Here is a 12,050-nt window from a genome sequence, read left to right on the forward strand (position 1 = left end):
TTGACTAGATTAAGGCTTATAGTAGCAGTGATGAAAATTTTTGATACCCATACCCATTTAAATGTTTCTCAGTTTTTCGGACGTGAAGACGAAGAAATTGCAATGGCTAAAGAACTTGGTGTGGTCAAGATGAATATCGTTGGTTTTGACCAAGAAACGATTGAACGAAGTCTTGAACTTTCACAAAAATATCCAAATCTCTATTCAACCATTGGTTGGCACCCAACAGAAGCGGCTACTTATACTGATGAAGTAGAGCGTTTTCTGAAGTCTCATTTGTCAGATGAAAAAGTGGTGGCTGTTGGTGAAATCGGTCTTGATTACCACTGGATGACAGCACCGAAAGAGGTTCAAAAAACGATTTTTAGGCGCCAAATTCAACTGGCGAAAGACCACGAGCTACCTTTTGTGATTCACACAAGAGATGCTCTAGAAGACACCTATCAAGTGTTAAAAGAAGAAGGTGTTGGCCCTTATGGTGGCATTATGCACTCTTATTCTGGATCATTAGAGATGGCTAAAAAATTTATCGAGCTTGGTATGATGATTTCTTTTTCCGGTGTTGTCACTTTTAAAAAAGCACTAGATGTTCAAGAAACAGCTCAAAAGATTCCTTTAGATAAATTGCTAGTCGAAACTGATGCCCCCTATCTAGCGCCGGTTCCTAAAAGAGGGCGTGAAAACAAAACAGCTTACACACGTTATGTGGTTGAGAAAATTGCCGAATTAAGAGGCTTATCAGTAGAAGAAGTGGCTGAGGCTTCTTATCAAAATGCCAAAAGGATTTTTAAACTTGACTGAAAAAATAAAGATACAAGAAGTAATAGTGGTTGAAGGTAAAGATGATACGACCAACCTGAGACGTTTTTATGATGTGGATACCTATGAGACTAAAGGATCCGCATTAACCGAAGACGATATTGAACGCATTGAGCGTTTGCATGACCTAAGAGGAGTCATTGTTTTTACCGACCCAGATTATAGTGGGGAGCAAATTAGAAAAAGGCTTATGGCTGCTATACCAACCCTTAAACATGCCTTTTTAAATCAAAGTGAAGCAAGACCAAAGTCTAAAACCAAAGGGCGTTCGCTTGGTGTGGAGCATGCTAGCTTTGAAGATCTCCAAAAAGCGTTAAAAGGTGTGACGCAGTCATTTGATGATGAGAATCAGTTTAACATTAAAACATCAGACCTTGTTCGTCTTCGATTAATCCTGTCAGAGGATAGTCGTAGACGTAGAGAATTTCTCGGACAAGAGTTACGCATTGGCTATAGTAATGGCAAACAACTATTAAAACGATTAGAACTTTTCGGGATTTTATTAGAAGATGTGGAAGAGTCACTGAAAAAGTATGAGAAAGAAGAAAATGAGAATAGCAGATTATAGTGTTACCAGAGCGATATTGGAAAGACATGGTTTTACCTTTAAGAAGTCTTTTGGGCAAAATTTTTTAACCGATACCAATATTCTTCAAAAAATTGTTGCAACCGCAGAGATTGATGACAATGTTAATGTGATTGAGATTGGTCCAGGGATTGGGGCGCTGACCGAATTTCTAGCAGAGAATGCAGCTGAAGTGATGGCTTTTGAGATTGATGAGCGCTTAATCCCCATTTTATCAGAGACGCTAAGAGATTTTGATAACGTGTCGGTTGTTAATGAGGATATTTTGAAAACAGATTTAGCCACTCAAATCAAACGCTTTAAAAATCCCAACCTTCCCATCAAGGTAGTTGCTAATTTACCCTACTACATCACAACACCAATTCTCATGCATTTAATTGTGAGTAAAATTCCTTTTAGTGAGTTTGTTGTCATGATGCAAAAAGAAGTGGCGGATCGTATTTCTGCTCAACCTAATACCAAGGCCTATGGCAGTTTATCCATTGCTGTCCAATATTATATGACAGCAAAAGTTGCCTTTATCGTTCCAAGAACGGTTTTTGTGCCAGCTCCAAATGTTGACTCAGCCATTTTAAAAATGGTACGAAGAGAAACTCCTCTGGTTTCGGTTTTGGATGAAGACTTCTTTTTTAAGGTGAGTAAAGCTAGCTTTGTTCATCGCAGGAAAACCCTTTGGAATAATTTAACCAATTACTTTGGAAAATCAGAAGAAGTAAAAGCCTCGTTAGAAAAGGCGCTTTTGGCTGCTGAGATTTCTCCTAAGATTAGAGGAGAGGCTTTGAGTATCAGTGATTTTGCCAACCTAGCTGACCGATTAAAACAAGAAGGTTTATAGTTGCTATCTGGATGCTAATAGCCACTTTTGAGGGACGATTACGAATAATTATAAAGAAAAGCATTGAATTATTAGACAGCGGTCTAGAGGCAATGCTTTTTTAGTGTTTTTCAAGGGAATATTCCTTATTGATAATGGCTACAAATTGAGTTTTTTGATATAATGAAGGTATCACTTTTAAAGGAGTTCACTTGGAAGGAAAAATTATAAATTCTCTTGCAGGTTTTTACTATATTGAATCAGATGGTCAAGTGTATCAAACAAGAGCACGAGGAAATTTTCGTAAGAAAGGACAAACGCCCTATGTTGGGGACAGAGTTGTTTTTTCTGCAGCAGAAAATTCAGAAGGCTACATTTTAGAGATACTAGAACGCAAAAATGCCTTAGTGAGACCACCCATTGTCAATATTGATCAAGCTGTTGTCATCATGAGTGCCAAAGAACCAGACTTTAACAACAATCTGTTAGATCGTTTTTTGGTTTTATTAGAACACAAACAGATTAAACCAATCATCTATATCACAAAACTCGATTTGTTATCCGATAGAACTGAAATGGATGACACGCGCCAGCAATACCAAACTATTGGTTATCCTTTTTTATATACATTGGAGGAATTGCTACCGCTACTAAAAGATAAAATCACCGTTTTCATGGGACAAACGGGTGTTGGTAAATCAACACTTCTTAATAAAATGGCCCCTGATTTGGCACTTGAGACAGGTAAGATTTCTGATAGTCTTGGTAGAGGAAAACACACCACAAGATCGGTCAGTTTTTATAACCTTAATGGTGGTAAAATTGCTGATACACCTGGTTTTAGCTCGCTTGATTACGAAATAACAACCAGTGAAGATTTGAATAAAGCTTTCCCAGAAATCTATCAACTCAGTCAAACCTGTAAATTTAGAAGTTGTACCCATACTCATGAACCAAGTTGCTCAGTAAAAGATGCTTTAGTAAGCGGGGAGTTATGGCAAAAACGCTATGACACTTATCTGCAACTACTAAGTGAAATTCAAAATCGTCGCGAAACATACAAAAAAACTATCAAAAGAAAATAGGAGATCCATTGTGAAATATAAAATTGCCCCATCAATCTTATCTGCAGACTACGCTAACTTTGCCTCTGAATTAAAACGAATTGAAGAAACAGATGTGGAGTATGTCCATATTGACATTATGGATGGCCAATTCGTTCCTAATATTACCTTTGGAGCAGGAGTTGTAGCCAGCATGCGCCCTCACAGTAAGCTGTTTTTTGATTGCCATTTGATGATTGTTAACCCTGAACGCTATGTAGAAGATTTTGCACAAGCGGGAGCCGACATGATGACTATCCATGTTGAAAGCACACCACATATTCACGGGGCGTTGCAAAAAATTAAGGCGGCAGGCATGAAAGCAGGAGTCGTGATTAACCCAGGAACCCCTGTTGAAATGATTGAATCTGTTTTAGAGCTGGTTGATCAAGTGCTTATCATGACAGTTAACCCAGGCTTTGGTGGACAAGCCTTTATTCCTGAAATGATGAGTAAGGTGAAAAAAGTTGCAGCTCTTCGAGAAGAAAAAGGCTTAAACTTTGATATTGAAGTAGATGGTGGCATAGATCATGAGACTATCCACTTGGCCAAAGAGGCCGGGGCTAATGTTTTTGTAGCAGGTTCTTATCTCTTTAAAGATGATTTTAAAGCTCGAGTGGCTACCTTACGCGAGGCCTTAAATGACTAAAATTGCTTTATTTACAGGTGGTTTCTTTGACACTTGGGAAGGAAGTTTTGATTATTATATTGGTGTTGATCGAGGGAGCTTAGTTTTACTAGAGCAAAACCTTCCTCTTGATATGGCGGTAGGGGATTTTGATTCAGTCTCTAAAGAGGAATTTGAACGCATTCAACAACAGGCCAAAACCCTTTATCTTGCTAAACCAGAAAAAAATGATACGGATACAGAAATGGCTTTAAAGATAATTTTTAAGCAATATCCTAAAGCACAGGTAACGATTTTTGGTGCTCTTGGTGGCCGCATTGACCATGAGATGAGTAATCTTTTTTTACCAAGTGATCCAGAACTTTATCCTTTAATGAAGCAAATCACAGTGCGTGATGCTCAAAACCATATTCGTTTTTACCCCAAAGGAAAACACAGTATTGAAAAAGTGACTAGTATGACCTATGTTTCTTTTATGACGAATGACAATAGTCCTTTGACGATAAAGGGTGCAAAATACGAATTAACTGAACGGACATTTTTCAAAAAGCAAATATACGCCAGTAACGAATTTATCAACCAGCCAATTACGATTGAAGTCTCATCAGGTTATGCTATTGTGATTCAATCTAAAGACAGGAGTTAACATGCTAATGATTAGTATCGGTTTAATTGTTATTTGTCTTATCGTTATTTTTCTTGCCTATCTTAAAATTAGCCAGTTGGAAAAACAGTTGACAAATACAATGGACCAGCAACTAAACCATTTATCTGAACAGCTTTCTTATCAAATGGAGATGATTAATAAAAATCAATTGATTGACCATCAAGGCCAACTGAATCGATTGCAAACCGATTTGTATCAACAATTAAATGAGATGCGAGATGTCCTTCATCAAAATCTAACAGCCAATCGAGACAGTTCTGACAAACGTTTGGAACAAATCACTTTATCTCTTGGTCAATCAGTAAAAGACATGCAATCATCCAATGAAAAACGCTTGGAAGAAATGCGTCAAACCGTTGAAGAAAAATTAGAGAAAACTCTACACAGTCGTCTCAAAACGTCTTTTGAATCCGTTTCTAGACAATTAGAAAGCGTGAATAAAGGGTTAGGAGAGATGAAGACAGTAGCGCGTGATGTTGGTACTCTCAACAAAGTATTATCAAATACCAAGACAAGAGGAATTCTAGGAGAACTGCAGCTAGGTCAAATTATCGAAGACATTATGACTGAAAGTCAGTATGAAAGAGAATTTTCAACGATTAAGGGATCAAGTGACCGTGTCGAGTACGCTATCAAGCTGCCAGGTAATAACCAAGGAGAATACGTCTATCTTCCTGTAGACTCCAAGTTCCCTCTAGAAGATTACTATCGTCTGGAAGATGCTTACGAGTCTGGAGATAAGGAACTGATTGAACGTTTTCGTAAATCACTATTAGCAAGTATCAAACGCTTTGCTAAGGATATCAAACAAAAGTACCTTAACCCACCTGAGACGACCAATTTTGCCATCATGTTTTTACCAACAGAAGGCCTTTATTCAGAAGTGGTGCGCCATGCCAGTTTCTTTGATAGTTTAAGAAGAGACGAAAATATCGTAGTGGCCGGGCCATCCACTCTATCTGCTATTTTAAATTCACTCTCTGTTGGTTTCAAAACGCTTAACATTCAAAAAAATGCTGATGATATTAGTAAGGTATTGGGAAATGTCAAATCTGAATTTGGTAAATTTGGTGGTCTCTTACAAACAGCTCAAAAACAATTGAACCAAGCCAGCAACAATATTGATAAATTGTTAACCACAAGAAGTCACGCGATTGACCGTGCGCTTAGAAATATTGAACTCTATGAAGATGATTACACACGATCGCTTTTACAAACACCGTTCTTAGAAAACGAGGAAGACAATGAAAATTAATCAGATGAAAAAAGATGAGACGTTTGAAGGCTTTTACTTAATTAAGTCAGCAGAACTTAGGAAAACAAGAGCAGGAAAAGACTTTATCGCCATGACTTTTCAAGACGATACAGGCGAAATTAACGGCAATCTTTGGGATGCACAACCCTATAATGTTGATGAGTTTGTTGCAGGCAAGGTCGTTCATATGACGGGGCGACGTGAGGTTTATAATGGCTCCCCCCAAGTTAATCAAATCACTCTTAGAAATGTGCGTCACGGGGAACCAAACAATCCAAGCGATTTCAAACCAAAATCAGAGGTTAACCTTGAAGATGTTAAAGATTATTTAGAGCAAATGATGTTCAAAATCGAAAATGCGACTTGGCAAAGGATTGTTCGTGCCCTCTATCGCAAATTTGATAAAGAATTCTTCACCTTCCCAGCAGCAAAAACAAATCACCATGCTTTTGAGTCGGGTCTCTCCTATCATACAGCAACAATGGTGCGACTGGCAGATGCGATCGGTGATATTTATCCAGCCCTTAATAAGAGTTTACTCTTTGCAGGCATCATGCTTCACGATTTAGCAAAAGTTATCGAGTTAACAGGCTCAGAAAATACGCAATACACGATTAGAGGTAATCTGATTGGTCATATTGCTCTTATCGACGAAGAAATTACCAAAGTCGTTAGTGAGTTAGGTATTGATGACGGTAAAGAAGAGGTCACTGTTTTAAGACATCTCATCTTAAGTCATCATGGACAACTGGAGTATGGTAGTCCTGTTCGTCCCAAAATAATGGAAGCTGAGATCTTACATTTTATTGATAATATTGATGCTGAAATGATGATGATGACAACAGCTCTAAAAAATGTGGGGCCAGGTGAGATGACCAATAAAATCTTTGCTATGGACAATCGTTCTTTCTACAAACCTCGATTTGAATCATAAATCACGAAAAATGAACCTTTTTTTCGAGAAAAGGTTCGTTTTTTCTTAATCCTATGATATAATATAACAAATAAACACTTGAGGTTGAAAAGATGAAGTTACGTCGTAGTGAACGCATGGTAGTTATTTCTAACTACTTGATTAATAATCCTTATAAGATAACGAGTTTGAGCACTTTTTCTGAGAAATACGAATCTGCCAAGTCATCAATTTCTGAAGATATTGCTATTATTAAAAAAGCCTTTGAAGAAAGTGCTATTGGTAAAATTGATACGATAACCGGCGCTAATGGTGGCGTTATTTTTACTCCAACCATTTCAGAAAAAGAAGCGCGTTTAATCACTGAAGAATTATCGACTAGTCTTTCAAATAGTGATCGTATCCTTCCGGGTGGTTATATTTACTTATCGGATTTACTAAGCACACCTGAAATTCTAAGAAACATTGGACGTATCATTGCTGATGCCTTTAAAGAAGAAAAGATTGATGTGGTAATGACAGTAGCAACCAAAGGTGTTCCTTTGGCAAATGCCGTTGCCAATGTTTTAAATGTGCCTTTTGTCATTGTCAGACGTGATTTAAAGATAACCGAAGGCTCTACTGTTAGTGTCAACTATGCTAGCGGGTCAAGTGACCGTATTGAAAAAATGTTTCTTTCAAAACGGAGTTTAAAGCCAAATAGTAAAGTATTAATCGTTGATGACTTCTTAAAGGGCGGTGGCACTATCTCTGGGATGATTAGTCTCTTAAAAGAATTTGAAAGCACTCTGGTTGGCGTTGGCGTCTTTGCAGATAATAATCAACAAAAGCACTACCAATTTGATTACAAATCTCTCTTACACATTTCTAAAATTGATATTGACAATCAGATAATAGATGTGGAATTGGGTAATCTATTTGATAACTAATAGGATTTCTTTGGGGAATCCTTTTTCTTTATAAAATCATTGACAAATTAGACGTCTCTGTGTTATCATATAAGACGGTACTTTTTACTTTTGGTCTCTCAAAAGTGTACAGAGACGTGCTGACAAATGTTGCAAAAGTACACCAAGATTAGGGATGTCACCAATCGCTTAATCAACCAAAAATAAAAAAATACAGGAGAATGTAGATGCCTACAATTAATCAGTTGGTACGTAAACCACGTAAATCTAAAGTAGAAAAATCTGACTCACCAGCTTTGAACATTGGTTATAACAGTCATAAAAAAGTTCAAACTAAATTGTCTTCACCTCAAAAACGTGGTGTTGCAACTCGTGTTGGAACAATGACACCTAAAAAACCAAACTCAGCCCTTCGTAAATTTGCTCGTGTACGTTTGAGCAATCTTATTGAAGTAACAGCCTATATTCCAGGTATCGGACACAACTTACAAGAACACAGTGTTGTGCTTATTCGTGGTGGACGTGTAAAAGACCTTCCAGGGGTACGTTACCATATCGTTCGTGGTGCACTTGATACTGCAGGTGTTGCTGATCGTAAACAAGGCCGTTCTAAATACGGTACGAAACGTCCAAAAGGCTAAGAAGGGAGAATAAGAAATGAGTCGTAAAAACCAAGCGCCTAAGCGCGAAGTATTACCAGATCCATTGTACCATTCAAAACTTGTAACACGTCTTATCAACCGCGTCATGCTTGATGGGAAACGTGGAACAGCTTCAAATATTGTTTATGGTGCGTTTGATCAAATTAAAGAAGCAACTGGAACAGATGCTAATGAAGTATTTGAAACAGCTATGGAAAACATTATGCCTGTACTTGAAGTACGTGCGCGTCGTGTTGGTGGTTCTAACTACCAAGTACCTGTTGAAGTACGTCCAGAACGTCGTACTACTTTAGGATTACGTTGGTTAGTTAATGCATCACGTTTACGTGGTGAACACACTATGCAAGACCGTCTTGCTAAAGAAATTATGGATGCAGCAAACAACACTGGTGCCTCAGTTAAAAAACGTGAAGACACTCACAAAATGGCTGAAGCAAACCGTGCGTTCGCTCACTTCCGTTGGTAATCTTAGCTGGCATATGACCATATATCCATTATGACAAAAAACGGGTAGGTCCTGCCTATCCGTCTTTTCTAAATAGTGATATAATAAGAATAGAAAAAAATTAAATAGGAGACTAAATTAATGGCTCGCGAATTTTCATTAGAAAAAACACGTAATATCGGTATCATGGCTCACGTTGATGCTGGTAAAACTACAACTACAGAGCGTATCCTTTACTACACTGGTAAAATTCATAAAATCGGTGAAACTCACGAAGGTGCCTCTCAAATGGACTGGATGGAACAAGAGCAAGAACGTGGTATTACAATTACTTCTGCCGCAACAACTGCTCAATGGAAAAACCACCGTGTTAACATTATCGACACCCCAGGGCACGTGGACTTCACCATCGAAGTACAACGTTCTCTTCGTGTTCTTGATGGTGCGGTTACTGTTCTTGACTCACAATCAGGTGTAGAACCTCAAACAGAAACAGTTTGGCGTCAAGCAACTGAATATAAAGTTCCTCGTATTGTATTTGCTAACAAAATGGACAAAGTGGGAGCAGACTTCCTTTACTCAGTAAGTACACTCCATGACCGTTTACAAGCTAACGCTCACCCAATTCAATTACCTATCGGTTCAGAAGATGACTTTGTTGGTATTATCGACCTTGTCACTATGAAAGCTGAAATTTATACTAACGATTTGGGAACAGATATTCGTGAAGAAGAAATTCCAGAAGAATACCTTGAATTAGCTCAAGAATGGCGTGAAAAATTAGTTGAAGCTGTTGCAGAAACTGATGAAGAATTAACAATGAAATACCTTGAAGGTGAAGAAATCACTGAAGCAGAATTAAAAGCTGGTATCCGTAAAGCAACAATTAATGTTGAATTTTACCCAGTACTTTGTGGTTCAGCCTTCAAAAACAAAGGTGTGCAATTGATGCTTGATGCGGTTATTGATTACCTTCCAAGTCCAATTGATATTCCTGCGATTAAAGGGATTGATCCTGATACTGAAGAAGAAATCAGCAGACCAGCTTCTGATGAAGCACCGTTTGCTGCACTTGCCTTTAAGATCATGACAGACCCATTTGTTGGACGTCTATCATTCTTCCGTGTGTACTCAGGTGTCCTTAACAGTGGTTCATATGTTATGAATACAACTAAAGGTAAACGCGAACGTATTGGTCGTATTCTTCAAATGCATGCGAACAGCCGTCAAGAAATTGAAACAGTTTATGCTGGTGATATTGCTGCTGCAGTTGGTCTTAAAGACACAACAACAGGTGATTCATTAACTGATGAAAAATCAAAAGTTATTCTTGAATCTATTGAAGTACCAGAACCAGTTATCCAATTAATGGTTGAGCCAAAATCTAAAGCTGACCAAGATAAGATGGGTATTGCTCTTCAAAAATTAGCAGAAGAAGATCCTACTTTCCGTGTTGAAACAAATGCTGAAACAGGTGAAACAGTTATCTCAGGTATGGGAGAACTTCACTTGGATGTCCTTGTTGACCGTATGCGTCGTGAGTTCAAAGTTGAAGCTAACGTTGGTGCTCCTCAAGTATCATACCGTGAAACTTTCCGTGCTTCAACACAAGCCCGTGGATTCTTCAAACGCCAATCTGGTGGTAAAGGACAATTCGGTGATGTTTGGATTGAATTTACACCAAATGAAGAAGGTAAAGGCTTCGAATTTGAAAATGCTATCGTCGGTGGTGTGGTTCCTCGTGAATTCGTTCCAGCCGTTGAAAAAGGTTTGGTTGAATCTATGGCTAACGGTGTTCTTGCTGGTTATCCGATGGTTGACGTTAAAGCAAAACTTTATGATGGTTCTTACCATGATGTCGACTCATCTGAAACTGCCTTCAAGATTGCAGCATCACTTGCTTTAAGAGAAGCTGCTAAATCAGCTCAACCAGTTATCCTTGAGCCAATGATGTTAGTAACTATCACAGCTCCAGAAGAAAATCTTGGAGATGTTATGGGACACGTAACTGCACGTCGTGGACGTGTTGATGGTATGGAAGCACACGGAACAAGCCAAATTGTTCGTGCCTATGTTCCACTTGCTGAAATGTTTGGATATGCAACTATCCTTCGTTCTGCAACACAAGGACGTGGAACCTTCATGATGGTCTTTGACCACTATGAAGATGTGCCTAAGTCAGTTCAAGAAGAAATTATTAAGAAAAATGGTGGTAATGCGTAATAGCAATCACTAAAAGGCTTACTCTAGTAAGCCTTTTTTGTTGTCTAATGGACAGCTTTCATAAAATACTTAAAACACCAGAATAAGCTTTTTATCTGGGAGCATTTTTTATGACAAGTTCTAAAAAAAGGATTATAATGCGTCTATAATATTAAGTATTAAGGAGATGTTTCTATGACACATAGTTTAATATTTGGAGCAAGTGGTTTTTTAGGCCAATCTGTTGTTAAAGAATTATTAAAAAGCAATGTCCAAGTGTCTGCGGTAACAAGATCTTTTCAACCCAATCAACAAGAACGTTTTAATCCCAAAGTCAACTGGCTAGAAGCAGATTTGTATAATGGTAAAGAGTGGCAACACTTATTAAAAGGTGTTGATAATGTTATTGATTTGGTCGGCATCTATGCTGAAGATCCTGATAAAGGGATAACCTTTGATCGTGTTATTTATCAAGCAGCAAAAGCTATTGCTGATGAAGTCGCTAAAAGTAATGTTTCTCGCTTTATCTATGTTTCAGTTGATTTATCTAATGAAAACAATCCCAAAGGCTATCTAAAAGCTAAAAGAGAGGCAGAAAATTACCTAGGTGGAAAAGCTTTTGACACCACTATCTTTCGTCCAGGATTAATGTATGGACAAGCAAAACCAAGTACAGTGACATTGGCTGAGAAAATCTTAAAAAATCTTGATGATAATAGTCCATCATGGCCAAACAGACCTCTTTCTGTGAAAACAGTCGCTAAAGCAATTGCTCAAGTGGTTAGTGAGGGGAGCAAAAAGCCTATTTATGAGATCGATGATATGGATGCTCTTATAAATAAGAATGATAACTAAGTCTTTTGTCTGTTAAGTTGCCAACAATCCTGTTGTTGAAAATAAAAAACTATTTTCCTAATCATTTTCTTAATTTTTCACTAAATGATGTGAAATATTATTGATAAAAAGATTATCATAGAAAAAAATTTACTTTAAGACAAACTTTAAAATTTTATATCAAAGGCTAATCTAGCCTATTCTTAAGATACAT

Annotated in this window: 13 protein-coding genes; all 13 read left to right on the forward strand. The window is 37.7% G+C overall.

Features of this window, described 5'->3' with window-relative positions; translation table 11 throughout:
• Positions 1 to 27: 27 nt before the first annotated feature.
• A complete protein-coding gene (locus tag JHK62_RS05730) occupies positions 28 to 801 on the forward strand; it encodes a TatD family hydrolase (protein WP_199575813.1) in 774 nt (257 codons plus the stop codon).
• Complete coding sequence (gene rnmV / locus JHK62_RS05735; RefSeq protein WP_199575814.1) at positions 773 to 1,387, forward strand: ribonuclease M5; 615 nt, start codon at positions 773 to 775, stop codon at positions 1,385 to 1,387. Before JHK62_RS05730 ends, rnmV begins: the two co-directional genes overlap by 29 nt.
• Complete coding sequence (rsmA, locus tag JHK62_RS05740; RefSeq protein WP_199575815.1) at positions 1,368 to 2,240, forward strand: 16S rRNA (adenine(1518)-N(6)/adenine(1519)-N(6))-dimethyltransferase RsmA; 873 nt, start codon at positions 1,368 to 1,370, stop codon at positions 2,238 to 2,240. Before rnmV ends, rsmA begins: the two co-directional genes overlap by 20 nt.
• A gap of 191 nt (positions 2,241 to 2,431) precedes the next feature.
• Entirely contained in the window at positions 2,432 to 3,304 is an 873-nt protein-coding gene (rsgA, locus tag JHK62_RS05745) for a ribosome small subunit-dependent GTPase A (RefSeq protein WP_199575816.1), read from the forward strand.
• A gap of 7 nt (positions 3,305 to 3,311) precedes the next feature.
• A complete protein-coding gene (gene rpe / locus JHK62_RS05750) occupies positions 3,312 to 3,971 on the forward strand; it encodes a ribulose-phosphate 3-epimerase (protein ID WP_199575912.1) in 660 nt (219 codons plus the stop codon).
• Positions 3,964 to 4,596 (forward strand): thiamine diphosphokinase, encoded by a 633-nt coding sequence (locus JHK62_RS05755; protein ID WP_199575817.1) that lies wholly within the window; start codon positions 3,964 to 3,966, stop codon positions 4,594 to 4,596. The genes rpe and JHK62_RS05755 overlap by 8 nt, the downstream gene beginning before the upstream one ends.
• Position 4,597: 1 nt before the next feature.
• Positions 4,598 to 5,872, forward strand: a complete 1,275-nt coding sequence (locus JHK62_RS05760) for a DNA recombination protein RmuC (RefSeq protein WP_199575818.1) — start codon at positions 4,598 to 4,600, stop codon at positions 5,870 to 5,872.
• Positions 5,862 to 6,806 carry a 3'-5' exoribonuclease YhaM family protein gene (locus JHK62_RS05765; protein WP_199575819.1) on the forward strand — a complete coding sequence of 315 codons (945 nt, stop codon included), beginning with the start codon at positions 5,862 to 5,864 and terminating at the stop codon, positions 6,804 to 6,806. The genes JHK62_RS05760 and JHK62_RS05765 overlap by 11 nt, the downstream gene beginning before the upstream one ends.
• 92 nt (positions 6,807 to 6,898) lie before the next feature.
• The gene (gene purR, locus JHK62_RS05770) at positions 6,899 to 7,714 is read left to right on the forward strand and encodes a pur operon repressor (RefSeq protein ID WP_199575820.1); all 816 of its coding nucleotides are present in this window, start codon (positions 6,899 to 6,901) and stop codon (positions 7,712 to 7,714) included.
• 206 nt (positions 7,715 to 7,920) lie between these two features.
• Positions 7,921 to 8,334: a 30S ribosomal protein S12 gene (rpsL, locus tag JHK62_RS05775; RefSeq protein WP_199575821.1), complete on the forward strand. Its 414-nt coding sequence runs from the start codon at positions 7,921 to 7,923 to the stop codon at positions 8,332 to 8,334.
• A gap of 16 nt (positions 8,335 to 8,350) precedes the next feature.
• Positions 8,351 to 8,821 (forward strand): 30S ribosomal protein S7, encoded by a 471-nt coding sequence (gene rpsG, locus JHK62_RS05780; protein WP_199567889.1) that lies wholly within the window; start codon positions 8,351 to 8,353, stop codon positions 8,819 to 8,821.
• 120 nt (positions 8,822 to 8,941) lie between these two features.
• Positions 8,942 to 11,023: an elongation factor G gene (gene fusA / locus JHK62_RS05785; RefSeq protein WP_199575822.1), complete on the forward strand. Its 2,082-nt coding sequence runs from the start codon at positions 8,942 to 8,944 to the stop codon at positions 11,021 to 11,023.
• Between the two features lie 174 nt (positions 11,024 to 11,197).
• Positions 11,198 to 11,857 carry an NAD(P)H-binding protein gene (locus JHK62_RS05790; RefSeq protein WP_199575823.1) on the forward strand — a complete coding sequence of 220 codons (660 nt, stop codon included), beginning with the start codon at positions 11,198 to 11,200 and terminating at the stop codon, positions 11,855 to 11,857.
• Positions 11,858 to 12,050: the final 193 nt, after the last annotated feature.

It is taken from the genome of Streptococcus pacificus, assembly GCF_016481305.1.
Taxonomy (GTDB): domain Bacteria; phylum Bacillota; class Bacilli; order Lactobacillales; family Streptococcaceae; genus Streptococcus; species Streptococcus pacificus.